The organism is Pedobacter psychrophilus, from assembly GCF_001652725.1.
Lineage (GTDB): Bacteria > Bacteroidota > Bacteroidia > Sphingobacteriales > Sphingobacteriaceae > Pseudopedobacter > Pseudopedobacter psychrophilus.
The window spans coordinates 869,349-895,798 of sequence record NZ_LWHJ01000011.1 but is presented as its reverse complement, the minus strand read 5'-3'; the positions used below and the strand labels follow the sequence as shown (position 1 = coordinate 895,798).

Genomic DNA, 26,450 nt, shown 5'->3' with positions numbered 1-26,450 from the left:
TTAATTCACACCCATACAAATGAGTGTTTTTTGTGAGGTGCAAAAATACGAGAAATTTTAGAATGTTGAGTGGAGTTTGAGAAGGATTTCTTTAGCAAGCGATATTCAATTTTAAAGTAGGCTAAAACCTACCCAAGCCATAAATATACTTTCAACAATTAGAAATGCCTTTTTAAGTAATGTATTGTTTGACGTTGCTATATTATATATTATTAGAGAAACTAAACCGATGGTTATAATAAAAACTAGAAATACTATATGGTAAGGATCATTAAAAAAAGGCCAAAATTTCACAAAACTATTTTGCTTTTCTTCATAAACTAAATTCAGGTTACTTGCATAAATAGATGATATCAGAAAATAAAATTGAATTAAAATACCAGATAAAAATAAGTATGGCTCTAATTTTCTCATGCTTAAATGTTTGAATTAAAAATCGTCATTTCAGAATATCAATTAAATTTCAATTCTAGAATTAGTTTTTTGAAAAGTTAAGTCAATCGATATCAGATAAATTTCGTTTTAAAGTTATAAAACTTAAACATTGCCCCATCCTGTAGCCAAAACATCAGCTAAATGCATCGTTTTAATTGGGAGGTTTTTTTGAACGATGTAAGCCTGTAATTGTAATAAACAAGAAGCATCAGTAGAGATGATATATTCGGCACCAACATCTAAAGCGTTCATTACTTTTTGCTCTGCCATAGCACTAGAAATACCGCTAAATTTTACCGCAAAAGTGCCTCCAAAACCACAGCAAACTTCTTGGTCCTTCATAGGTACAATCTCTAAACCTAAAACTTTTTCTAAAAGTAACCTTGGTTCTTCTTTAATTTTACATTCTCTTAAAGCAGCACAAGAATCGTGATAAACAGCTTTTCCTAATAACTCAGCACCAAAATAATCTTTCTTAGCTACGTTAATTAAAAATTCGGAAAGCTCATGAATATTACCTTGAATGCTTTTGCATTTGTTATGAATAGCGGTATTAAAAAATAAATCGTTGTAGCCATTTTTAACCATCCCGGTACAAGAGGCTGATGGAGAAACGATATAATTTTGTTCAGAAAAATCATTCAGAAATTTAGTTCCAACTTCTTTTGCTTCATCCCAAAAACCGGCGTTGTATGCAGGCTGACCGCAACAAGTTTGTTCTGGATTATAAATCACTTTACAACCCGCTTTTTCTAAAACCTTTACTGTATTTGCAGCGGTTGTTGGATAAAGTTGGTCGACAAAACAAGGAATAAAAAGCTCTACATTCATTTAATTGTGTTTCTGCTGAGATAAGTTTCAAAAATAGAAATTTGATTTGCAAATAGGGACTAATATTGAAAAGGCTTTGTTAATATTTGTTACTCATCTTAAAATCCTATATTTAACAGTCTATGATTAAAATATTCCTTATTTCCTTTGTTTACCTTTTTTCCAATTGTACAGGAAACAAGAGTAAAAAAATAGAATTGAAAACAATTAATGATTCTATTGCTATTCAATCTCAAATTGATTCAAAAGAAACCATCTCACAAAAAGATACAATCTCTAAACCCCTTCCAAACCAAATTATTGATTATGCTAAAACTTTAATAGGTGTTCCTTATAAATATGGCTCTACAGATATTAATGTAGGTTTAGATTGTTCGGGTTTTATCACATCTGTTTATAATCATTTTAATATTAAGGTGCCAAGAAGCTCTGTAGATTTTACTAATTACGGTAAAAAAATAGAATGGAATAATGTTAAACCAGGTGATTTGATTTTATTTACCGGTACGGATAGCACCATAAGAAATGTTGGACACATGGGCATCATTATTTCCAAAAATAATGAAATAGAATTCATCCATTCTACTTCTGGAAAAGATTATGGTGTAACTACAACGCCTTTAAATAAATATTATCAAGGTAGATTTGTTAAGGTGATCAGGATTTTATGAAACAGACCTTATGTTAACATTAAAATGCTACTTTGCCTAAAAACATACCATGGAAATAAATATCCTAATTATTTTACTAGTTGTCTTTATCTTAATTATCCTTTTATTTTTTTACTTAAAGAAAAATGCAAAGGATAAAAAATCTTTTGCCGAAAACCTTAACCAACAAAATACCGAAATAGATTTACAGAAGAACAAAGAAGAACAACCTTAATTGTATCACAAACTTTGTATTAAAAACAAGTTTTTGACCCAAAGTTTAAATCTTCATAAACTTCAGGAACATTTGTCTAATTTGGTAAATCAAAAATCTGTATCATGACATCTAGTTTTTCATCTAAAAAACGGATCCTTACTGCATCATTAATCGCATTAGGTATCATCGTTATTGCTGTTATTGTTTATTTCAGTTTAAATAAACAGCAGAATGATGAAAATAATCCAGCTTATGCTAAATATATTGAGGCATATACTTCTGGTACTATTTCTAAAAAAGCAAGTATTAGGATTCAATTAGCTGGGGAAGTTAAAGGTTTACATGCTATTAACGAGGCATTGAAGGATGATATTTTAGACTTTAGCCCCAGCATTAATGGTTCTGCCGTTTGGACAGATGAAAGAACTATCAGTTTTACTCCCAAAGAAGATTTAGAACCTGGAAAAAATTATAACGTTACTTTAAATCTTAAAAAATTAACAGAAGTTCCATTAGAATTGGCTGAATTTAATTTCAGTTTTCAAGTCATCAAACCATCGTTTAAAGTAGAATTTAACGGTTTAAAATCGATAAATAGTTCCTCTTTAGATTATCTTAAGCTTACCGGAAATGTTTACACTTCTGATGAAGAAATTCCTAAAGAAATAGAAAAACTATTACATGCAACTTATAGTGATAAATCGACAAAAATAAAATGGATACATAATCCTACAACACAGGTTTCTAGCTTTACCATTGATAGTTTAAAAATGAGTAAAACCGACCAGAATTTAGATTTAACCTGGGACGGTGATGCTATAAATGCCGATGTAAAAGGAAACAAAAAGTTTGAACTTCCGGCAAATGGAGTGTTTAAAGTTTTAGATGTGAAAGCAATGCAAGAACCAGAACAATATGTTTTAGTTCAGTTTTCTAATCCCGTGATGGTTGCCCAAGATTTGGCTGGTTTAATAAGTATTAGTAATATTTCTGAAACTAGTTTTACAATTGAAGGTAGTGAAGTTAAAGTTTATGGTTCTGAAAAGTTTTTAGGCAATTATGCGGTAAACGTAAATCAAGGAATAGAAAATATCATTGGTAAGAAGCTTCAAAAACCGGTTAATGCAAACGTCAATTTTGAGAATGTAGAGCCAAACATAACGATCCCAAGTAAAGGGACGATTATTCCTGATTCGGGGAAACTAACTTATCCTTTTGATGCTATTAATTTAAAAGCGGTTGATGTAAGCATCATTAAAATTTATGAAAATAACATTCCACAATTTTTACAAAATAATGAGCGAAATGGTGAAAATGATTTGCGAAGAGTAGGAAAACCAGTTGTTGAAAAAACCATCCGTTTAGATGATGATAAATCCATCGATCTAAAAAAGAAAAATCGTTTTGCTTTAGATATTGATCGGTTGATTAAGACAGAACCCGGAGCGATGTATCGCATAACTATTGGTTTTAGAAAAGAATATTCGCTTTATGGTTGCGATGGAAATATCAAAAGTGAAAATAGTAATGAGGACGATGGTTACGAAGAAGATTATTACGGTAGTGAAAATATAGACGAGGATGATAGTTTTTGGCAGCGCTATAATTCTTATTATCCACAAGGTTATAATTGGGATGAAAAAGACAATCCTTGTACGCCTTCCTATTATAATAAAGAAAGATGGGTTTCAAGAAATATCATTGCTTCTAACATTGGTTTGATCACTAAAAGAGGAAATGATAATTCTGTAATGGTTTTTGCAACCGATATTTTAACAACTGACCCAATGGGCGGTGTAGAAATTAAAATATTAGATTATCAAAATCAAATCATTCAAACGGCAACCACAGATGGTGATGGAATTGCCAAATTTGATACCAAACGAAAACCTTTTTTATTGCTTGCAAAAAAAGGTAACGACAGAAATTTTCTAAAATTAGACGATGGTTCTTCCCTCCCACTTAGCCGTTTTAATGTAAGTGGTGATGTTGTACAAAATGGTATTAAAGGTTTTATTTATGGAGAGCGTGGCGTTTGGCGACCAGGTGATTCCGTTTATGTCAGCTTTATTTTAGAGGATAAATTAAAAGCTTTACCTCAGGATTTACCAGTAATTTTTGAGCTATATAACCCTCAAAATCAACTCAATAAAAAACTAATTTCCTCAAAAGGCATCAATGGCTTTTACAGTTTCCATTTTAAAACCGAAAATGGTGCACCAACTGGTAATTGGTTGGCAAAAGTTAAAGTTGGCGGTGCCACATTTACGAAATCTATTAAGATTGAGACCATTATGCCTAACCGTTTAAAAATCAATTTAGATTTTAACGGTGCAAAAGAATTAGGAAAAGGCAGAGATAACAGAGGTACTTTAACCTCCAAATGGTTATTTGGTGCAACTGCAAAAAACCTAAAAGCAAAGGTAGATGCTACTTTGTCTCCATCAACAACTACATTCAAAAATTTAGAGAATTATACTTTTGATGACCCTACAACTGCTTTCCAAACCGAAAGCAAAACTGTTTTTGAAGGCAATTTAGATGAAAACGGACAAGCAACAATAGATGCAAATTTAAGTGCAACAGAAAGTGCACCCGGTGTTTTGAAAGCCACATTTATGACCAAGGTTTTTGAACCTGGTGGGAATTTTAGCATCGATAATTTTTCTATGCCATATCATGTTTATGATACTTATGTTGGCATACAAACGCCAGAAGGACAAAAACTTTCAGGCTTGTTGGTAACCGGACAAGACCATTATATTGATATTGCAAACGTTGATAATAAAGGCAATTTGTTGCGAGGACAGCAAGCCGTACAAGTAGAATTATATAAAATTGAATGGCGTTGGTGGTGGGATGAGCAAGAAGGTGCGCTTTCTAATTTTACCCAAAATCGCTACAATCAATTACTAAAAAAGGAAACCGTACAATTAACAAACGGAAAAGGAAAATGGAAATTAAGGATTAATGAACCTGAATGGGGACGTTATTTAGTGAGGATAAAAGATTTAAGCAGCGGACATACTACCGGAAAAACGGTTTATATTGATTGGCCGGGATGGCAACAAAGGGAACAACAAAACAACCCAACAGATGCGGCGATGCTTTCTTTTACTGCAGATAAAGACAATTATAAAGTCGGCGAGAAAGTTAATTTGACCATACCAAGTAGCGCAAACGGAAGAGGATTAATAAGCATAGAAACAGGCAGTAAAGTTTTAAAAACCTTTTGGGTTAAAACTACTCAAGGGCAAACCAAATTCTCTTTTGAGGTAGAAAAGGAAATGGCACCTAATATTTTTGTGAATGTAACCATGCTACAACCTCATTCGCAAACCATTAATGACTTACCAATTAGAATGTACGGTGTTATTCCAATTTTAGTAGAAGATCCGCAAACCATTCTGAAACCATTTATTAATATGGCTTCTGTAATTAAACCAGAAGTAAATAACAATATCAGCGTAAGCGAAACCAATGGAAAAGCCATGACTTATACCATTGCGATTGTTGATGAGGGCTTGCTAGATTTGACACGTTTTAAAACCCCTGATCCGCACAGTAGTTTTTATGCTCGGGAAGCCTTAGGCGTTAAAACATGGGATTTATTTGATGATGTAATTGGAGCTTGGGGCGGCGATTTAGTTCGTATTTTAAGCATCGGTGGCGATGGAAATATCAATAGGAATGTTGATCCTGCAAAGGCAAATCGTTTTAAACCAATCATAAAATATATGGGTCCGTTTACTTTAAAAGCTGGACAAAAAGCAACTCATCAATTTAAATTACCGCAATATATTGGTGCTGTTAGGGCGATGGTTGTTGCTGGGCAAAATGGAGCTTATGGCTATGCAGAAAAAAGCGTTCAGGTAAAAAAACCTTTGATGATTTTGGCCACTTTACCACGAGTTGCAGGTCCGGGAGAAACTTTTAAACTCCCAATTACTGTTTTTGCGATGGATAAAAACATCAAAAATGTGAGTTTAGAGATCCAAACAAGCAGCTTACTTTCTTCCTCAAATAGCAAACAGGTAATTACTTTTTCAGAAATAGGCGAGAAAATGGCTTTCGCCGATATCAATGTAAAAGATGCAATCGGTATCGCAAAGGTTAAAATCATCGCCAAAAGCGGAAATGAAAAAGCAGAATATGATGTGGAAATGGACATCAGAAATCCAAATCCATTTATCACAAAAGTAGACGCTACTGAAATTAATGCAAAAAGCAGCTGGTCAGGTTCTTTTCAACCTATTGGGATTTATGGAACAAATACAGCTCAGCTAGAAATTTCTAGTATTCCGGCTATGAATTTGACTAAGCGCTTAAATTATTTAATTCAATATCCACATGGATGTGTTGAGCAAACTACTTCTGCTATTTTTCCACAGTTAGTTTTAAACCAACTGACAGAATTAGGAGGTTCGCAAAAAGCACAAGTTGAAAGAAATATTAAAGCTGGAATCAATAAATTGAGGACTTTTCAAACAGAAGATGGTGGTTTTTCCTATTGGCCAGGCTATAGAGAAGCCGATGAATGGGGAACAAATTATGCAGGACATTTCTTGTTAGAAGCACAGAAAAAAGGTTATCAAATGCCAGTTGGAATTTTAGATAACTGGAAACGTTACCAAAGTAGACAAGCCAATTCTTACACACCAAATAGTAGTAATTTTTATGGTGGAGATTTAACGCAAGCTTACAGATTATATCTTTTAGCACTGGCAAAATCGCCTGAGATTGGTGCGATGAATAGATTAAGAGAATTCCAATATCTTTCTGATGCCGCAAAATGGAGATTAGCTGCGGCTTATCATTTAATTGGGCAAACAGGAGTTGCATCTCAGATGATTAAAGGATTAAGTTTGGAAATCAAACCTTATCAACAAATGGGTTATACTTTTGGTTCTAATTTAAGGGATGAAGCCATGATTTTAGAAACCTTGACACAAATGGGCAGAAAAGCCCAAGCTTTAAGTTTGGTAAAATCTATCGCTGCTAAATTATCTCAGGAAAGTTGGTATAGCACTCAAACAACCGCTTATTCCTTAATTGCAATCGCAAAATATTGCGGAGTTAATAAAGATGGCTCTAAATTAAACTTTGCTTACGCGATAAATGGTGTAACAAAGTCCGTAAGTACAAATACTTATTTAGAGCGAATTCCGGTAGATTTTAAAAGCGGAAATGCAAATATCAAAATCCAAAATAAAGGGGATAACTTATTGTATGTAAGAGTGATAAGAGAAGGGCAACCTCCTCAAGGTCAAAATCCTCCACAAAATAATAATCCAGAAACATTATCAATGGATGTGATTTATAAAACTTTAAACGGAAGGTTAATAGACCCAACTTCGATTTCACAAGGAACAGATTTTGTAGCCGAAGTAACTATCAATAATCCTGGCAAAAGAGGTGTTTATGAACAAATGGCGTTAACCCAAATTTTTCCATCAGGTTGGGAAATTATTAATACCAGATTAAATGATAATGATGGTGAAAATTCAAGTTCTGATTATACTTATCGTGATATTAGAGATGATCGGGTTTTGACTTATTTTAACATCAATCCAAGACAAAGTTTAACGTATCAAGTATTGTTGAATGCTGCTTATTTAGGGAAGTTTTATCTTCCTTCAGTAAGTTGTGAAGCGATGTATGACAATGATATTTCTGCAGTGAATACAGGAAAGTGGGTGGAGGTTGTGAAGTAGAGCTAAAGGCATAAAGCAAAAAGCTCAAAGCAAAGAGCTTTAAACTTGTAAAACTTACGAAGTTTTTGAAACTTCGTAAGTTTTAATAATCTATCCTTAGTCTTTAGCGAAGCGATGATTAAGGATTATATAAATAATAGTCTCAAGACTCAATACCCAATACTAAAATCTCAATACTCAAAAACCTAAATCAAATCTCTCTATTTACATCCCATTGCTCTAAATTATCAGCAACTTTTTTAATGAACATTCCGCCTAAAGAACCATCTACAACTCGGTGATCATAGCTCATAGAAAGGTACATTAAATGTCTAATAGCAATCACATCGCCATATTCAGTTTCTAAAACAGCAGGTTTCTTTTTAATAGCACCAACTGCTAAAATGGCAACTTGGGGTTGGTTAATAATTGGTGTTCCCATTGTATTATCAAAAGTACCAAGGTTAGTTACTGTGAAAGTACCACCTTGTACTTCATCGGGTAATAATTTATTTGCTCTTGATCTTCTAGCCAAATCGTTTACAGATTTTGTTAAGCCAACTAGGTTTAACTGATCAGCATTTTTTATAACCGGTACAATTAAATTACCACTTGGTAAAGCCGTAGCCATACCAATATTGATATCTTTTTTCTTAATAATCTGACTTCCCTTTACAGAAACATTTACCATTGGCAAATCCTTTAGCGCTTTAGCAACAGCTTCTACAAAAATTGGGGTAAATGTTATTTTTTCTCCTTCTCTTTTCTCAAAACTTGTTTTCACTTTATTCCTCCAATTCACCATATTGGTCACATCAACTTCTATAAATGAAGTAACATGTGGCGAAGTTTGCTTACTGCTTACCATATGATCAGCAATCAGTTTACGCATTCTATCCATCTCAATTATTTCGTCTCCTCCGCTTTTGGCAACTGGCTGCACTACTTTTGCAGGTTCAGTAGCTGGAGTTTCTTGTTTTTTAGATTCGACAGGTTCTTGAGAACTAGTAGTGTTTATTTGATCTTTAGTTTGTGAGTTATTATTGTTTTTAGAACTGATAAAATCTAGCAAATCATCCTTAGTAACTCTTCCTTCACTTCCAGAACCTTTAATATTATCCAATTGCTCGACGCTAATTCCTTCTTCTTGAGCTATACTTTTAACTAAAGGCGAATAAAAACGATCTGAAGAGCTAAAATTATTTGGTTGTTTAACTTCATCAGTTTCTTCAGTTTTCACCTCCTCAACTTTATCTTCTATTGTTTCTTCTTTTTCTTCTGGTACAAAAGGAATTTCTGTGGCTTTTTCTAGACTTTCCAGTTCGGCGTCTTTAACTTCTTCCGCAACTGCTGTATCACTTTCAATTTCTATAATTGCAATCACATCACCAACTTGGGCAACATCATTTTCATTAAAAAGATGCTTAACCATTTTCCCAGAAACAGGCGATGGAACTTCAGAATCCACTTTATCCGTCGCTATTTCTAAAATCGTATCATCAATGGCAATATTATCTCCAGGATTTTTCTCCCACCTAATAACCGTTGCTTCTGCAACACTCTCTCCCATTTTTGGTAATAATAGTTCGTACTGAGCCATGTTTTTAATTTTATGATTTTAACAAAATTAATAATATATCCCTTTTTTGCAGGATTATGAAATTAAAATTTTGAATTGGTTTTGAGTTTATAAACTTCTATTAGGTTTATTTTGTTCTGTTAGTTATGAATTTGGGTATTTAAGTATCTTATTAATTTGTAAAAAAGATACTTAGGATAAAATTAAATTTGGGCGTTTTAACACGCTATCCACTAAATCTTTTTTTCAGAAAAAGAAAAAAAGGATATCGCTCCTATCGTTAACGCTTACTATCAATTTAGTGATCCAGTAACGTTTTTTCTCAGAATTAATTTAGTTTAAACCTAAAAACCTAAACGACATTCTCCTTCAAAAGTCTAAACAATAAATTAAAAGCTGCCATTACAGATCTTTCAATATTTTGAGTTCTTTTATTACCAAAACTGAATTTCTTAGTCACTGTTTTATCTTTGTTTGCTACCGCAATCCAAACTGTACCAACGGGTTTATCTTCAGTTCCTCCATCTGGGCCAGCAATCCCACTTACTGCAATGGCATAATCGGTACTAAAATTATTTAACGCTCCTTTTACCATTTCTTTAATCGTTTCTTCACTTACCGCACCAAAATCTGCTAAAGTTTTAGGATTCACCCCCAATAATTTGGTTTTTAACTCGTAAGAATACACAATTCCTCCACCAGCAAATACAGCTGAGCAGCCAGCATGTTGGGTAATAGCTTGAGAAATTGAACCGCCTGTACAACTTTCAGCAACAGAAAGTGTGAGGTTGTTTTCCATCATTAAATTTAGGATTACTTTTTCAATCGGTATATCCTCTTTAGCAACCCAATATTTTGGAATCTTATCTATAATCTGATTTATGAAACCATTTATTTCTTTTTTAATATTTTCATCCGCATGGCTTGTGCTACTTAACCTCAACCTTACTGAACCTAATTTCGGTAAATAAGCCAATTTAATATATGGTGGTAACGCTTCCTCAATATCTTTAATCTCTTCGGCTAAAAAAGATTCTCCAACACCAGCAGTTAATATGGTTTGATGATAAATAGCAGGTAGTTCATATTCCTTCTTTATCAAAGGAATTACTTTAGTGCTCATCAAATTCATCATTTCATAAGGCACACCGGGCATAGAAATAAAAATTTTAGCTCCCTTTCTAAACAACATACAAGGTGCTGTTCCTTGCTCATTCAATAAAACCTCACAATTATCTGGTACTCTGGCTTGGTCAATATTTACATCAAGTAATGGAGCTTTGTACTTGGCAAAAATCTTCTTTACAACTTCTAAAGTTGGCTCATCAATTACCATTTCTTTAGAGCCAAAATATTTAGCCATTGTTTTTTTGGTAATATCATCTTTTGTCGGACCTAAGCCACCTGTAATCAAAATGATATCAGCTCTACTTTCTGCTTCCTTAAAAGCTTCTAGAATATGGTTTTCATTATCAGAAACAGAGGTAATTTGTTTTACGTTGATGCCAATCTTATTCAATTCAGTTGCCATCCAAGCCGAATTGCTGTCCACTATTTGGCCAATTAATATTTCATCACCAATGGTAATAATCTCTGCTTGCATAATTAAAACTGATTGTAATATTCTCTCCTTTTACTCAATTTTAAATCTTGTAATATGGAAGCTTTTACCCTTAAATCTACACTGTAACTTTGGTAAGGTCCAAAAGGAATCCACCTGATTGACATATCCCAACAATGTAAATCCCTGTAAATAGAAAATGAAGTTAAGCTGACTGCCTTTGCTGCAAAATCGTAACCCGTATTAAATTGTACTTTCCATTTTGGCGTCAGATTAAAATCGCCATTGGCATTTAATGTTTGTACCAAAGCCGTATTTAGCCCATTATTAGAGTAGTTAAAATTATAATAGAAACTTAAATTCCAAGGCACATTAAAATCTACAAAAGCGTTAGAATTTCTACTGATTTGCTGCAATTGCTCTGCTTGTTGGGCATTTACTCTATTAAATAAATCACTATTTGGGTTTGGTGGATTATTTGTTTTATTATTTTTGCCCAGCGTACTAGAATTTAGGCTATAATCAAAAGAAAAATTAAAATTGGTTAACCTGGGGAATTTACCATCCAACCAACGGTATCTATCTATTGTCCTTACAGATTCCTGTCCATTTATATTTTGCCTTAAGGTTTGATAAGGATCTAGATTTCCAGAAAAACTAACCCCTAATTTTTCTGTAAAAAAAGTTCTTCCACTAAAGCTCAATTGAGAAAGCTTTAAACTATCGGCAACAAAATTATAAGATCCGTTTAGAGATAAACCTTGTAAAATTGGGATTTTCTTAATCCCATTATTGGTCGTGTCTTTACTAGATTTTACTTTTAATTCTATATTATTATCTACCCCAAATGTAATAGCAGCACTTTTTCCATTACCAGGTCCTCCGTATAAACCTTGCTCAAAAACAGAATAAGCTTGTCGCCTTCCGGTTTGATCAATCTGAACACTATCAAAATATCCATAGCTCGGTTCTCCAAAATCTGGACGGTAGGAAAAACCAACGTTGGGTGTTAACACATGTCTTATGGCGGTTATTTTTCCTTTTTTAAATTTTACAATCCCATAAACCTTGGTAGATAATCCTCCGCTTATATTATAATCACCTGCTCTTCTAAAGCCTGAGATGGTATCAATTGCCAATGAATCTCTGGTACCTGTGGGCGTGGGCCTAGCAATATAATTTTTCCTGATGGTTTGAAAATACCATCTTTCATTATAGTTTAAACTTTGGCTAAATTGAAAATATTTTAATACTTGTGATGATAATGAAATTGGAATGTTATGTTGAATACCTGATTGTATTTGCCTTAAAGTTTCTTTCTTAAATAATAAAGTATCTATTGTATTTATCTGATTATTGGCCTGTAAACCGTAACCAACTGCTATTCTTTGATACCATTTTTGTTCTCCAATCCTATCCTTACTATCAAAAGGATTTAAAGTTGTCATACTAAAGTTTAAAGCTGGTAAACCTAAATTTACCCTTCCAGAGGTTAAATCTTGACTGTGATTTAAGGCTGTACTTAAGCTAAAAGGCGTATTAGCAAAAGTTTTACTGTAAGAAATACTTGATCCAATTTGGTTCTGAACTATTTGCTGATAACTGCTTCCGGGAACATTTCTAAAAGCACCGCTTGTACTTGCATTTACAGATGCACTAAAGTTTGAGCCCGGGTGCGCACTCGCATTTTGAGAATGAGACCATTGTATCCTAAAATCTTTTGTCGGATTTTCATATTCTGGAGTTCCTTCTACACCAAATTTACGGGAGGAATATGATAGAAATATATTACCACTATATTTATAACGCTTGGTATATCTACTGGCTACATTAGTTTCATAAGAACCTTTAGAATAAATCCCACCTTTTAAAGTCATATCCCAGTAATCGTTTAAACCAATGTAATAACCAAAATCACGAAGAAAAAAACCTAACGTTTGATCCTCGCCAATTTGCGGCAAAATAATTCCTGATGCTCTTTTATTTGGCTTCGGAAAAAACCCAAAAGGGATTACAAACGGTAAAGGAACATCCTCAATTACCATGTAAGCTGGTCCAGTTACAATTTGGTTTTTAGTAGCAATTCCTTTTGTAATTACAATACCAAAATGCTGGTGTGGCGAAGGTAAATCGCAGGTAGAATAAATTACATTTTTTAGATGGACTTCCTCATTTGCTTGTTTTTTAATTTTTCCACCAGTAATGTAGCCTCCATCTTGTTCAGAATAAACTTGATAGATTCTACCTTTAGAAGTTTTAAAGTTATAATAAACAGAATCGGCAGTTAAAGCGCCTTGTTGCGGATCTTTAAAAATTGGCAGACCAGAAAATCTCCCTAAAGAATCCGTTTTCCCTCTTGCAAAAATGGTGTTGGTTTTATAATCAACTTTAATATATCCTGCATCAACCTGTTTTTCTCCATAAGTAATCCTGGCATTTCCATAAAGATACATTACATTATTCTTCGCATCATAAAATGAAGAATCAGATGCTACAGCTTTAATTATATCAGTAATTTCGCCTTTGTTAGAATTTTTCTTTAAAGTATCCGTTTTCAGGGTATCGGTTTTGAGAGGCGTAATGGCAGTTAACCTAGATTTACTTTTTAAAGTATCTACTTGATAAAAACCATTAGCTTTAACACTAATGTTTAGAAATAATAAGATACAAGTAAAAAATATATAGGTAAATTTCAAAATCAATAAAGAATAATATTTTTGTAAGCAAGGTTATCCAAAAACGTCCAAAATTAATGAAAATTACAACATCAAAAAGGTTTATTAGCTGTTTAATATTAACAATTTTTAGTTTCGTTATTTTTAGTTCTTTAAAAATAGCAGATGGAAATAAAAATTTATCCACAATTAATAAAATAAAAGTTATTGTGATTGATGCTGGCCATGGAGGGGAAGATGGTGCAACCCGTGGCTCAATTTCAAAAGAAAAAGATGTAGCCTTAGCTGTTGCACTTAAATTAGGAAGTGCGATAGAAAACAGAATACCTGGCGTAAGGGTGGTTTATACTCGTAAAACTGATGTATTTGTAAAATTATATGAACGTATAAACATCGCTAACAAAGAGAAAGCAGACCTTTTTATTTCTATTCATTGTAATTCAATGCCAAATATAAGACAGCGTTACGTTGTTAAAGGAAAAGCATATTATAAGAGCATTCCTGACCCAAGACCAAAAGGTACCGAAAGTTTTGTATCAGGATTTGGTAGACTTGATGAGCAAGATGCGGCAGTACGTGAAAACGCCTCTGTATTACTAGAAAAAGATTATAAAGATAATTATCAAGGATTTGATCCTAATGATCCTGAGAGCTATATAATCTTTTCTTTAATGAAAAATGCCTTCAGGGATCAGAGCATAAAATTGGCATCATTAATGCAAGATGAATACGTTAAAAGCGGTAGGGTTAATAGAGGTGTTCAAGAAAAAAGTTTAGCCGTATTGGCTAGAGCTGGAATGCCCGCTATTTTAACAGAGATTGGTTTCATAAGCAATCCAACTGAAGAAGTTTTTATGAATTCTGATGCTGGACAAGAGGAAATCGTAACTAACATCGTCACCGCTATAATTAATTATAAAAAACAGGTAGAATCTTAATCAAGCTTGTATAACTTAAGTGAAATATTTTGAAAATTTCTAACGAAACCAAAGTCGGCATTCTAGCCGCAATTACGATTGCCATTTTAATTATTGGCTACAATTTTTTAAAGGGCAATGATATTTTTGTAAGCGAAAACGAGTTTTACGCTAAATATGATAAAGTAGATGGTTTGGCTGTCTCTAAACCAGTATTGGTAAACGGTTATCAAATAGGAAGAGTTTCTGCTCTTACCCTTTTAGAAAATGGACAAATTTTAGCTCAATTTAAAATAAAACCTCAGTACGAAGTTCCAAAAAACACAATTGCCAGATTAGAAAGTACAGATTTGTTAGGTAGTAAAGCTGTAGTATTTGATTTAGGAAATAGCTTACAATATGCTATTGATGGCGACACATTAAATGCCAATGTACAAGCTAATTTAATGGAACAAGTTGAGCCAGTTCAGAAGAAAGCTCAACAAATAGTTTCTAAAATGGATTCTGTACTTTCTTCAGTAAATATGATTTTGAATCCTGATTTTCAAAGAAACATCAACAAGAGTTTTGCTAGCATAGCCAACACTTTGCAAACTTTAGAATCAACATCTAAAACTGTTGATGGTGCAGTAGGAATTCAAGCAAAAAGAATTGATGTGATATTAGCAAACGCTGAATCCATCTCTAATAATTTGAAAAATAATAATCAAAAAATTAACGAGATGGTGGGCAATTTTAACTCGTTTTCTAGCCAAATGGCATCCACAAATATTAAAGCAACTATTGATAATGCAAACAAAGCTGTAACAGAATTACAAGCTGCTGTTAATAAAGTTAATCAAGGAACTGGTTCTATAGCTTTATTATTAAACGATGATAAATTATATAATAACTTAAATAAGTCTGCCAAAGATTTAGATGAGTTAATGCTAGATGTTAAAGCAAACCCAAAACGCTACGTAAGCTTCTCGGTTTTCGGCGGAAGAAAAGATTAATATAAATTTTAATATTTAAAGCTTGTTCATTGAAATGGACAAGCTTTTTTATTTAAAATTAATTGACTTAAATTAAATATTTGGGCGTTTATACACGCTTTCCACTATATCTTTTTTCCTGAAAAGGAAAAAAAGGATGCCGTTTCAATCGTTAACGCAACTCATAATATCTCTTACATTTAGTGCCATTGTATCAGATAAAGATCTGTTGCAATATTATTAAATAATCCAAAATACTTTTAAAATCCATAAATTGCGACTTTTAAAATATTCATTTCATGCCAATAAAAAATAAGAAGAGAAACGTAAAGCAAAAGATAAAGGCAAAACTACATCCTCGAAATAAACATCAGGGAAGATATAACCTACAAGAATTAGCTATCTCCAATCCAGATTTAAAACCTTTTATTTTTATTAATGAATATGAAATTGAAACATTAGATTTTGCAGATCCTGAAGCAGTAAAAGCATTAAACAAAGCACTATTGTTGCATTTTTATAATGTTAAAAATTGGGGGATTCCACAAGGTTATCTTGTTCCGCCAATACCAGGGAGAGCAGATTATATCCATAATATATCAGATTTATTAGCTACCAGTAATAAAGGCATCATCCCAAAAGGGAAACAGATTAAATGTTTTGATGTGGGCGTAGGCGCAAATTGCGTTTATCCTTTAATAGGAAATAGCGAATATGGATGGAATTTTGTTGGTGTTGATATTGATCAAACAGCAATTGATTCAGCCAATAAAATAGTGGCTGCCAACCCACAATTAGATGGAAAAATTAAATTCAGACATCAAATAAACAACAAAAATATTTTCAATGGAGTGATGGAATTGACAGAACGTTTTCATGTTACCATCTGTAATCCGCCTTTTTACTCTTCTATGCATGAGGCACAAGCCAAAGCCATTAAAAAGGTGAGTAATTTAGGTAAAGAAAAAGTAGAGGAAGTAACTGCAAATTTTGGTGGCCAAAGTAAAGAAGTTTACTGCTATGGTGGTGAAGGTAAATTTGTAAATACCATGATAGAGCAAAGTAAAACTTACGCAAATTGTTGTTTATGGTTTACTACTTTAATCTCTAATGTTGCTCATTTAGATGCCGCATACAAACAATTAGATTATGCAGAAGCTTTTGATATTAAAATTTTACCAATGGGCCAAGGCAATAAAGTAAGCAGAATTTTGGCCTGGACTTTCCAAAACAAAGAAAAGCAAGAAGCCTGGATGAGTACTTTACCACAGCAAGAAAAACCAGAGATTATTAAAGAAGAAATTTAGTTTTAAATTAATCCTATCAATTTGATAGGATTAATTTTTATACATATATTTGTTGCACTAATTATTATGGAAACAACGGAAAAATTTAGTGCTTATTCTTTTCTCTTAGATCGTACCAATAGAAAGATTAAGCAATATGCCCAAAATCGTTTTAAAGCAGCAAATTTTGATATAACCGTAGATCAATGGCTTATCATAAAAACTTTGAGTCAAAACAATGATCAAAACCAAAGTCAGCTGGCAGAATTGACTGGAAAAGACCATCCTACATTAACCCGGATTTTAGATTTATTGGTTAAAAAAGATTTAGTAGAAAGAAGAGCTTCGGCAAACGATCGTAGAAGTTTTATCATTCATTTAACAACTCACGGCATTCAGAAATTTGAGGAATGGAGTCCAATTGTTTCTGAGATTAGAACTAAAGCCTGGGAAAATCTCAGCGAAAAAGATTATAACGATTTAAAAAGAATTTTGAATAACATATATCAAACATTATCATGAACAATCAAACTATTATACATACAGACTTATGCATTATTGGAGCTGGTCCGGTTGGCTTATTTGCCGTTTTTGAGGCTGGCTTACTAAAAATGCGTTGCCATTTAATAGATGTTTTACCACAAGTTGGCGGACAGCTTTCAGAAATTTATCCGCATAAGCCAATTTATGATATTCCTGGTTTTCCAGAGATTAAAGCGCAAGAGTTAGTAGAGAATTTAATGGCTCAAATAAAACCTTTCGAACCTGGTTTTACTTTGGGCGAGAGAGTGGAAAAATTAGATAAAGATGAAAATGGAACTTTCAAAGTAACCACAAGTGATCATTCTGAGATTCATTGTAAAGCAGTTGTAATTGCTGGCGGATTAGGTTGTTTTGAGCCTCGAAAACCGGATATTGAAAACTTGAGTTTATTTGAAGGAAAAGGCGTAAACTATATGGTGAAAGACCCGGAAGTTTATCGTGATAAAAAAATTGTTTTGGCTGGTGGCGGGGATTCTGCATTAGACTGGACTATTTTTTTAGCTAACATCGCAAAAGAAATTACTTTGGTACACCGAGGCGATACTTTTAGAGGTGCGCCAGATTCTGCTGAAAAGGTTTTCAAATTAGCAGAAATGGGTAAAGTTAATCTGATTTTATCTTCTCATTTAACTAAAATCAATGGAAATGGACATTTAACTGAAATTACATTGTTAGATAAAAACAAAGTAGAAAGTAATTTGGAAGCAGATTATCTAATTCCTCTATTTGGGTTAAGTCCAAAATTAGGCCCAATTGCAGATTGGGGATTAAACATTGAAAAATCTCAAATTATGGTAAATACGGAAGATTATTCTACAAATGTAGAAGGTATTTTTGCTATAGGCGATATCAACACTTATCCCGGAAAACTGAAATTGATTTTAAGTGGTTTCCATGAAGGAGCTTTAATGGCACAAAGTGCTTTCAAATTTGTTTATCCAGATCAAAAATTATCATTTAAATATACCACTGTTTACGGCGTAAATAGTTTTTAATCAAAATCATGATCAAATTAACAGTAGTAGACAGAGACGATACCGAACAAGAAATTGAAATTCCTGAAGGGATTAATCTAAATTTAATGGAGGTGCTAAAAGCTTCCGACTATAATATTCTGGCTACTTGTGGAGGCATGGCGCTTTGTGCAACCTGCCATGTACAGGTTTTAGAGGGATTAGATAATTTACCTGAACCACAAGACCAAGAATTGGATATGTTAGACACTTTACCTGATGCTGGAAGTGATAGCAGGCTGGCATGTCAATTGCGTGTTAACGAACAATTAGAAGGAATTAAGATTAAGATTAGAGGAGACCTTTTGTAGTTAGTTTTGAATGATTGAAGGTTGACTGAATGAATTTTGAATGATTGAATTTTGAATGATTGAATTTTGAATGATTGAATTTTGAATGATTGAAGGTTGAATGATTGAAGGTTGAATGATTAAATTTTGAGTAATTGAAGAATTGGATGAATGAAGGTTATAAGTTGATGCTTTTACTTGATACTTTCTACTTATAACTTACTACTTATTACCTACTACTTTTATAAAAAAAGATATGAATAAAGAACATACGCAATTTCCTAAAGTTATCATTATTGGTGGTGGTTTTGGTGGCATACAATTAGGTAAAAATTTAAAAGATAAAGAAGTAGATGTTTTGATGGTTGATAAGCACAATTATCACACTTTTCAGCCTTTGTTATACCAAGTTGCCACTGGAGGTTTAGAGCCAGATTCCATTGCCTTTCCTTTGAGAAAAGTTTTTAGAACCCAAAAAAACCTAAATTTTAGGGTTGCAGATGTTAAGGAAATTCAGGCTGAAAACAAAAAAATTATCACTGATATTGGCGAATACGAATATGATTATTTGGTAATTGCCACAGGTTCTGAAACTAACTTTTTTGGTCAGGATGAGATTGAGCATTTTTCTATGCCCATGAAAACTGTTCCGGAAGCATTAAACTTACGTTCTTTAATTCTACAAAATTTTGAGGAAGCCTTAATTGAAAAAGATCCTGAAAAGAAGCAAGCCTTAATGAATTTTGTGATTGTAGGCGGCGGACCAACCGGTGTAGAAACTGCAGGTGCTTTGGCAGAATTGAAAACCCACGTTTTAATTTACGATTACCCTGAATTAGATATTCACAAAATGAATATTTATTTAATTGAAGGTAGTGAACGGATATTATCACCATTTTCAGAAGAAGCATCAGCAAAAGCAAAGGAATTTTTAGAGAATATGGGCGTAACCGTAATGGAAAACATTAGGGTTAACCATTATGATGGACATTTGGTAACTTATAATGATACACAAACTATACATGCCAAAGGAGTAATCTGGAGCGCAGGAGTTAAAGGTGCTATGATTCCGGGTTTAGACAAAGCAGAAGTTGTGCGAGGAGGCAGGTTAAAAACCACTAATTATAATTTAATAGAAGGTTACGAGAATATTTTTGCCATAGGAGATATTGCTTATATGGAGACAAAAGATTATCCACACGGACATCCTGGAGTTGCACAAACTGCGATTCAACAAGGGAAACAATTGGGGGAAAATTTATTAAGAATTATTAACAACGAGAAACCACATCCTTTTGAATATTATGATAAAGGTTCTATGGCTACGGTTGGAAGAAATAAAGCCGTAGTAGATTTAAGTTTTTGGAAGTTCCAAGGTTTCTTCGCTTGGTTAACGTGGATGTTTGTCCACCTTTTATTTTTGGTAGGTTTTAGAAACAAAGCGGTAACCTTAATTAATTGGATAGTAAATTATTTTAGTTATGATAGAGGATCAAGGGTAATTATCAGAAAATTTGATAGGGATAGAATGACCGAAGAGGCTAAACCGGTATAAGTTTTCGTGATTGCATAGATTGTTTTCTTGATTACACAGATTAAAATGATTTCACAGATTGTCTTTGGGATTGCACAGTTTAAAATGATTACACAGATTCTATGATTCAGTCCCAGCGGGACGACATTATGGTAGCAATAGAGGGACGACATTATGGTAGATTCAATTGATAAAATTTGAATTCAGTCCCAGAGGGACGATATTATGGTAGCAACAGCGGGACGACATTATGGTAGCAACGGAGGGACGACATTATGGTAGATCCGATTTATAGGTTTCTTTTGCGTTAGGGATTGAAACGGCATCCTTTTTGTCCGCCAGCTGGCGGACAAAAAGATACAGTGTAAAGCCCGATCCGTCCGTTAGCTGGCGGAAAACGCCCAAATTATTTTCAATTAAAAACATTTCAATTTTTCAACAATATCATTCATTTTTATCTTTCCCATTATCCTTATAATTAAATTCACAGCTCTTTCATCAAACAAAAAGCTTCCATAATATTTAGCTATTTTCAAATCATCATCCACTAATTTTTAAAAATCTAAAAATTTTTCTCAAACTGTTCATTTTCAATTAAATTGAATTAAAAAATTCTTTTTATTCAAATTATATATTCTTACCTTTGCAGTCCGCAAAAGCGGGAAAAAGGAGATAAATTAATTAATGGCAAAAAAACAAGTAGCAGAGAAGGAATTAGAGTCTAAACAGGCCGAATTTCAAGACACTGAGAAAAAAGTAAAAGAGGTATATGAGTCAGAAGCTGATTCATTATCTATTGACGATATTAAGACGTCGTCAAAAATTGCAGACCCTAACGATTTTGATTGGGACGCAGATGTAAAAATGTTTGGTAATTATAGCAAAGCCGAGCGTGAAAAAATGGAAGAAATGTACTCTGGTACTTTCAATTCTGTAACTAAAGGAGAAATTATCTCTGGTGTTGTGGTAACCATTAACAGCAAAGACGTGGTATTAAACATCGGTTTTAAATCTGATGGTTTAGTAGCAGTTAACGAATTCCGTGATATGCCCGACCTTAAGAAAGGCGATACCGTGGATGTATTTGTTGAGCAAAGAGAAGATGAAAATGGCCAGTTGGTGTTATCTCGTAAAAGAGCTAAAACACAACGCTCTTGGGAGATGATCAATGAAGCCTTAGAAAATGATACGATCATTAACGGTTTTGTGAAAAGCAGAACTAAAGGTGGTTTAATCGTTGATATTATGGGCGTTGAGGCTTTCTTACCAGGATCGCAAATTGACATTAAGCCTATTAGAGATTACGATGTTTACGTTGGTAAAACAATGGAATTTAAGGTTGTAAAAATCAACCACGAATTTAAAAACGTTGTAGTTTCTCATAAAGTTCTTATCGAGGACGATTTAGAATCACAAAAAGTTGAAATCGTTTCTAAATTAGAAAAAGGACAAGTATTAGAAGGAACTGTTAAAAACATTACTGATTTCGGTGTATTTATCGATTTAGGTGGAGTTGACGGTTTATTACACATTACCGATATTTCTTGGGGCCGCATAGAGCATCCAAAAGAAGTATTGTCTTTAGATGAAAAAGTTAACGTTGTTGTTCTTGACTTTGATGATGAGAAAAAACGTATTGCTTTAGGTTTAAAACAACTTTCTGCACATCCTTGGGAATCTCTAGATACTGGTTTAGCTATCGGATCTAAGGTTAAAGGTAAGATTGTAACCGTTGCAGATTACGGAGCTTTCTTAGAAATTATTCCAGGAGTAGAAGGATTAATCCACGTATCTGAAATGTCTTGGTCTCAAAACTTGCGTAATCCACAAGAGTTTATGAAGACTGGCGACGAGGTTGAAGCTATCGTTTTAACTTTAGACAGAGACGAACGCAAAATGTCTTTAGGTATTAAGCAATTAACACCAGATCCATGGGAAAAGGCAGCAGAAAGATATCCAATTGGAAGCAAGCACAAAGCTACAGTTAAGAACATGACTAACTTTGGTGTGTTTGTAGAGATTGAAGAAGGAATTGATGGTTTAATCCATATTTCTGATCTTTCCTGGTCTAAAAAGGTAAATCACCCTAACGAGTTTACTAAAGTTGGTGAAGAATTAGATACCGTAGTATTAGAACTAGATGTTGATAACCGTAAGTTAAGCTTAGGTCATAAACAATTAGAAGAAAATCCATGGGAAACTTTCGAAACTATCTTCACAGTAGATTCTATCCATGAAGGAACAGTGACTAAGGTTACTGATAAAGGAGCAATTATTGCTTTACCTTACGGAGTTGAAGGTTTTGTACCATCTAAGCACTCTGCTAAACAAGACGGATCTACTTTAAAAGTTGATGAAGTTGCAGATTTTAAAATCATTGAATTTAACAAAGATGCTAAGCGTATTGTAGTTTCTCATGCCCGTATATGGGAAGAAGAAAAAGCAGAAGCTTTGCAAGAAGAAAGAGCTACCAAAAAGAAAGAAGTTTCTGCAGCTAGCGCTTCTGTTAAAAAAGTGAAAGATTCTGTTGAGAAATCTACTTTAGGTGATTTGGATGTTTTATCTCAATTGAAAGATAAAATGGAAGGCGATGCTAAAAAAGCAGCTAAAAAGAAATTAGAATCTAAAAGCTAATTTTTTTAAATTAAATAATCAAAGCCCTTCAGTGTAAAGCTGAAGGGCTTTTTTGTTTTAAGAACTTATCAATATCGATTTTTAAAAAATTTAATTAAAATTTAAAAAAATTGTATATTGCTTTATGGTTAATAAAATTTACACAATAATGTTGTTGATGTTCTTAACATCAGGGTTTGCATTTTCGCAAACACCATCAAATAATGATTCTTTAAAGCAAGCTGCTTTAGCAGACGTTAATGTTTTTAAACTCAATAAGCCCGATTTAATCACCTTTAGAAAAGCGGGGAGAAGTAATTTTAGATCAGATTATTTTAAGCCCAATACAAACACCACTCGCGATACTTCTTTATTAAAAGATTCTGTTTATGTGCAAGCATTTAGAGAAGCAGCATTTGTAAAAACCAGAAAAAGGAGAACTACCGGTCATTATCTTGCAGTTGGAGGAGCTATTTATTTAGGAGTTAGCCTTGTTGCAGCTTTGGTAATTGCCGTTGGACTTTTTCAGAGCTATAAATAATTAGTTTTAGCGATTAGATTTTGTATTCCCTTAAGAATCAATTTAGGGTAATTGCTAGCTATAAAAATTTTTGGTTATTCTTTAAAAGGACCACCCCTATCCTATCGGCAACACATTTTCATGTAATTTTAATATTAGGCGAGTTTTAACCTCACTAAAATAATTAAGTTTGCAGCATGAAAATTTTTAATATAATCAGCATAATTACTGTTTTGTTTTTTGCTGCATGTTCTTCCAATAGCAAGGTTTCAGAAAATAATGAAGGCAATTTGGATAGTTTACAAAAAGACACTTCTTTAACTGCAATATTGCGAGTTCCATCACAAGCTAAATTAGGAGATTCTGTTAATCTGGATTTTGTAGTTTATAATACAACAGATAGCGTCCGCCAATTTTGCAAATGGCATACTCCTTTTGAACCTTTAATGAGTAAATATTTAGATGTTATTTCTACAGAAGGAGTTGAAGCAGAATACCAAGGGCCAATGGCCAAAAGAATGATGCCGCCTCCTGCAGATAGTTATGTCAGTATTAATCCAGGTGATAGTTTAAAAAGCGTAGTAAACTTAAATAAGGCGTATCGTTTTCCGAAAGCTGGGAAATATGTGATTAAATATAATAGCGTTAATATGAGTGGGATTATGGTTAAGGATAGCGTGGTTTTGAATTTGGTAGATTAATTAGAATTATATTCTTTAAATATATTAAAAGTCTTTCAGCGTAAGTTGAAAGACTTTTTGTTTTTAGGTTTTGTTTGAAGAAAATTTTTATATTTAGGAGATGGATTTGTTGGAGATATATTCATTTTACACAAAAGCCTCACCGAAAGCATAAAAAATAAAACCTTAACAAATACTTAAAATGGACTTTAAAGATGAAATTAAACAATTCGGAGATCGAGTTGAAAAACTTAAAAATCAAATTTTGACTGAAGAAGCAACAAAAAATGCGCTAATAATGCCTTTTATAAAAGCTCTTGGTTATGACGTATTTAATCCATTTGAAGTCGTTCCGGAATTTGTTGCAGACATTGGTATTAAAAAAGGAGAAAAAGTTGATTATGCAATTGTAAAAGACGGAAAGCCTTGCATTTTAGTAGAATGTAAACATTGGAGTGAAAAACTCGACCCACATAATTCACAATTATTTCGTTATTTCCATACAACAAAAGCTAAATTCGGTCTTTTATCGAATGGAATAGTTTACAGGTTTTATACTGACCTAATCGAACAGAACAAAATGGATGAAAAGCCATTTTTTGAATTTGACGTAACAGACATCAAAGACAATCAAATCGAAGAACTGAAGAAATTCCATAAATCCTATTTTGACGTTGACAATATTCAAAACACAGCTAATGAACTGAAGTTTATGAATGAACTCAAAATACTAATCAATACAGAATTTCAAAATCCATCAGACACTTTTGTAAGACATTTCGCTAAGCAGATTTACAATGGCGTTCTGACGGCGAAACTTATGGAACAGTTTGTTCTTCTAACGAAAAAATCTTTACAGCAATATATAAATGACCTGATAACAGAAAGACTTAAATCTGCGCTTAAAAAGGAGGATGATAACGAAAAAGAAACTTCCAAAATTGAAATTTCTACAGAAGGTGAAACTTCTAAAGACTCTAAAATTGAAACAACCGAAGAAGAAATTGAAGGATTTATGATTTTAAAATCAATTCTTAGAAAAAAAATAAAATCCGACCGAATTGTTTATAGAGACGCTCAATCTTATTTTGCGGTTTTACTTGACGACAATAACAGAAAACCTATTTGTCGTCTTTACTTGAGCGGAGTTAAAAAGTATATTTGCACATTCGATGAAAATAAAAAGGAAACAAAAAGTGAAATTCAAACAATCGACGAAATATTTGATTTTGCTGAAATACTTGAAAAAACAATAGCCAGTTATGGTGGCTAAATGCCTACTGGTAACGCAAGTTTATACAAAAATCGTTGATTGTAGTTAATTTCAGTACATCGATTATTTATTGAATTTAACTACTATACCACAATGGTTTTGCAAGCAATGCCATTTCTGTACAAACTTTCAAACCGTTAAAATTCACATCAAATTCCAATAATTCATGACCTTAATTGCAATTTTCTTCCCTTTTATTTCATTCCTTCTAAGAGGAAAAATCCTTACAGCAATTATTTGTTTAATATTACAAATTACTTTAATTGGTTGGATTCCAGCAGCTGTTTGGGGTGTTTTATCCTTACAAAATTCAAGAGCTGATAGAAGAAATAAAGAATTAATTAAAGCTTTAAAATAATAAGATAAATTAATTTGTTACAGCAAATAGAAAATTAAAATCTTGTTCATAAGCGGAAATGAAAGATAAATATTTCGGTAAGATTGTCAATAAAGAGTGAGAGAAATTTGAATCAAAACTTTGTAATTCTGAAAATTTTGAAACGATAAAAAAAATCGTCCACCATATTGCCACCATTATCCATTTTTTGGGATTAGCTGGTGCCCCATCTTTGTACTGTCAATAACGACTATCAATTTTAAAAAAACAAAAAGATGATAACTGTATTTAATGTACCAACAAAAGAGGAAGTAGCGCCACAAAATCAAGAAATTTTTGATAATTTAAATAATGCATTAGGATTTGTACCTAATTTATATGCAACAATTGCCTATTCTGATAATGGCTTGGCTAAATTTTTAGCTTATCAAAATGCAAAAACAAGCTTAACCAACAAAGAAAAAGAAGCTGTTAACTTAATTGTAAGTCAGGTTAATGGTTGTGTTTATTGCCAAAGCGCTCATTTAGTTATTGGTAAAATGAATGGTTTTACTGATGAACAATTATTAGACATCCGTAAAGGGATAAGTGAAGATTCAAAATTAGATGCCTTAGTAAAATTAGCAGCCGACATCACAAAAACCAAAGGAAATGCAAACAACGAAACTGTTGAAACCTTTTTTGCACAAGGTTATACAAAAGAGAATTTGGTAGATTTAATTTTGCAGATAAGCGACAAAACAGCAATGAACTATTTACACAACTTAACACAAGTTCCAGTTGATTTTCCGGTTGCCTCTGCTATATAAAAATTCTGAAAATACAAAGG

22 protein-coding genes are annotated in these 26,450 nt (G+C 32.9%); 16 read left to right on the top strand and 6 right to left on the bottom strand.

All coding sequences use genetic code 11. The annotated features are described in order from the left end of the window. Positions 1 to 111 precede the first annotated feature (111 nt). Together A5893_RS04345 and A5893_RS04340 are read right to left on the bottom strand one after the other, a co-directional pair. On the bottom strand, positions 112 to 414 hold the full coding sequence (locus tag A5893_RS04345; protein ID WP_068821298.1) for a hypothetical protein: 303 nt from the start codon (positions 412 to 414) through the stop codon (positions 112 to 114). A 123-nt stretch (positions 415 to 537) separates the two neighbouring features. Beyond that, positions 538 to 1,266, bottom strand: coding sequence for a (Fe-S)-binding protein (locus A5893_RS04340; RefSeq protein ID WP_068821297.1), 729 nt, complete (start codon positions 1,264 to 1,266; stop codon positions 538 to 540). A gap of 197 nt (positions 1,267 to 1,463) precedes the next feature. Between A5893_RS04340 and A5893_RS04335 the strand changes: the two genes are divergently transcribed. From A5893_RS04335 to A5893_RS04330, 3 genes are all read left to right on the top strand, one after another. Next, a complete protein-coding gene (locus tag A5893_RS04335; RefSeq protein ID WP_157687421.1) occupies positions 1,464 to 1,937 on the top strand; it encodes a C40 family peptidase in 474 nt (157 codons plus the stop codon). A gap of 49 nt (positions 1,938 to 1,986) precedes the next feature. Next, positions 1,987 to 2,151, top strand: a complete 165-nt coding sequence (locus tag A5893_RS17630; protein WP_157687418.1) for a hypothetical protein — start codon at positions 1,987 to 1,989, stop codon at positions 2,149 to 2,151. Between the two features lie 104 nt (positions 2,152 to 2,255). Next, positions 2,256 to 7,847 (top strand): alpha-2-macroglobulin family protein, encoded by a 5,592-nt coding sequence (locus A5893_RS04330; protein ID WP_068821295.1) that lies wholly within the window; start codon positions 2,256 to 2,258, stop codon positions 7,845 to 7,847. A 190-nt stretch (positions 7,848 to 8,037) separates the two neighbouring features. Here A5893_RS04330 and A5893_RS04325 read toward each other — a convergent pair whose 3' ends face one another. The 3 genes from A5893_RS04325 to A5893_RS04315 form a co-directional block, all read right to left on the bottom strand. Beyond that, positions 8,038 to 9,426: a dihydrolipoamide acetyltransferase family protein gene (locus tag A5893_RS04325; protein ID WP_068821294.1), complete on the bottom strand. Its 1,389-nt coding sequence runs from the start codon at positions 9,424 to 9,426 to the stop codon at positions 8,038 to 8,040. 331 nt (positions 9,427 to 9,757) lie between these two features. Then, on the bottom strand, positions 9,758 to 11,008 hold the full coding sequence (locus A5893_RS04320; protein WP_068821293.1) for a competence/damage-inducible protein A: 1,251 nt from the start codon (positions 11,006 to 11,008) through the stop codon (positions 9,758 to 9,760). A 2-nt stretch (positions 11,009 to 11,010) separates the two neighbouring features. Next, positions 11,011 to 13,662 (bottom strand): putative LPS assembly protein LptD, encoded by a 2,652-nt coding sequence (locus tag A5893_RS04315; RefSeq protein ID WP_232456794.1) that lies wholly within the window; start codon positions 13,660 to 13,662, stop codon positions 11,011 to 11,013. Between the two features lie 56 nt (positions 13,663 to 13,718). Between A5893_RS04315 and A5893_RS04310 the strand changes: the two genes are divergently transcribed. From A5893_RS04310 to A5893_RS04285, 6 genes are all read left to right on the top strand, one after another. Beyond that, on the top strand, positions 13,719 to 14,579 hold the full coding sequence (locus A5893_RS04310) for an N-acetylmuramoyl-L-alanine amidase family protein (protein WP_068821292.1): 861 nt from the start codon (positions 13,719 to 13,721) through the stop codon (positions 14,577 to 14,579). Between the two features lie 29 nt (positions 14,580 to 14,608). Next, positions 14,609 to 15,553, top strand: a complete 945-nt coding sequence (locus tag A5893_RS04305) for an MlaD family protein (protein ID WP_068821291.1) — start codon at positions 14,609 to 14,611, stop codon at positions 15,551 to 15,553. A 278-nt stretch (positions 15,554 to 15,831) separates the two neighbouring features. Beyond that, positions 15,832 to 16,839, top strand: coding sequence for a 23S rRNA (adenine(1618)-N(6))-methyltransferase RlmF (rlmF, locus tag A5893_RS04300; RefSeq protein ID WP_068821290.1), 1,008 nt, complete (start codon positions 15,832 to 15,834; stop codon positions 16,837 to 16,839). A 66-nt stretch (positions 16,840 to 16,905) separates the two neighbouring features. Next, positions 16,906 to 17,340 (top strand): MarR family winged helix-turn-helix transcriptional regulator, encoded by a 435-nt coding sequence (locus A5893_RS04295; RefSeq protein ID WP_068821289.1) that lies wholly within the window; start codon positions 16,906 to 16,908, stop codon positions 17,338 to 17,340. 11 nt (positions 17,341 to 17,351) lie between these two features. Beyond that, positions 17,352 to 18,356, top strand: coding sequence for an NAD(P)/FAD-dependent oxidoreductase (locus A5893_RS04290; protein WP_068821452.1), 1,005 nt, complete (start codon positions 17,352 to 17,354; stop codon positions 18,354 to 18,356). Positions 18,357 to 18,364: 8 nt separating this feature from the next. Continuing rightward, the gene (locus tag A5893_RS04285) at positions 18,365 to 18,685 is read left to right on the top strand and encodes a 2Fe-2S iron-sulfur cluster-binding protein (RefSeq protein ID WP_068821288.1); all 321 of its coding nucleotides are present in this window, start codon (positions 18,365 to 18,367) and stop codon (positions 18,683 to 18,685) included. Here the strand turns inward: A5893_RS04285 and A5893_RS18280 are convergent. Further along, the gene (locus A5893_RS18280; protein WP_157687462.1) at positions 18,666 to 18,833 is read right to left on the bottom strand and encodes a pentapeptide repeat-containing protein; all 168 of its coding nucleotides are present in this window, start codon (positions 18,831 to 18,833) and stop codon (positions 18,666 to 18,668) included. The genes A5893_RS04285 and A5893_RS18280 overlap by 20 nt on opposite strands. An 87-nt stretch (positions 18,834 to 18,920) precedes the next feature. Between A5893_RS18280 and A5893_RS04280 the strand changes: the two genes are divergently transcribed. The 7 genes from A5893_RS04280 to A5893_RS04250 all read left to right on the top strand — a co-directional run bounded on the left by A5893_RS04280 (position 18,921) and on the right by A5893_RS04250 (position 26,430). Continuing rightward, the gene (locus A5893_RS04280) at positions 18,921 to 20,219 is read left to right on the top strand and encodes an NAD(P)/FAD-dependent oxidoreductase (protein ID WP_068821287.1); all 1,299 of its coding nucleotides are present in this window, start codon (positions 18,921 to 18,923) and stop codon (positions 20,217 to 20,219) included. 663 nt (positions 20,220 to 20,882) lie between these two features. Beyond that, positions 20,883 to 22,832, top strand: coding sequence for a 30S ribosomal protein S1 (rpsA, locus tag A5893_RS04275; protein WP_068821286.1), 1,950 nt, complete (start codon positions 20,883 to 20,885; stop codon positions 22,830 to 22,832). A gap of 124 nt (positions 22,833 to 22,956) precedes the next feature. Beyond that, positions 22,957 to 23,352 carry a hypothetical protein gene (locus A5893_RS04270; RefSeq protein ID WP_198342256.1) on the top strand — a complete coding sequence of 132 codons (396 nt, stop codon included), beginning with the start codon at positions 22,957 to 22,959 and terminating at the stop codon, positions 23,350 to 23,352. A 176-nt stretch (positions 23,353 to 23,528) separates the two neighbouring features. Beyond that, positions 23,529 to 24,032 (top strand): hypothetical protein, encoded by a 504-nt coding sequence (locus A5893_RS04265; protein ID WP_068821284.1) that lies wholly within the window; start codon positions 23,529 to 23,531, stop codon positions 24,030 to 24,032. Positions 24,033 to 24,213: 181 nt separating this feature from the next. Beyond that, positions 24,214 to 25,284: a type I restriction endonuclease gene (locus tag A5893_RS04260; RefSeq protein ID WP_068821283.1), complete on the top strand. Its 1,071-nt coding sequence runs from the start codon at positions 24,214 to 24,216 to the stop codon at positions 25,282 to 25,284. Positions 25,285 to 25,450: 166 nt separating this feature from the next. Beyond that, positions 25,451 to 25,642, top strand: coding sequence for a YqaE/Pmp3 family membrane protein (locus tag A5893_RS04255; protein ID WP_068821282.1), 192 nt, complete (start codon positions 25,451 to 25,453; stop codon positions 25,640 to 25,642). Between the two features lie 254 nt (positions 25,643 to 25,896). Further along, entirely contained in the window at positions 25,897 to 26,430 is a 534-nt protein-coding gene (locus tag A5893_RS04250; protein WP_232456793.1) for a carboxymuconolactone decarboxylase family protein, read from the top strand. The last annotated feature ends 20 nt before the right edge of the window (positions 26,431 to 26,450 follow it).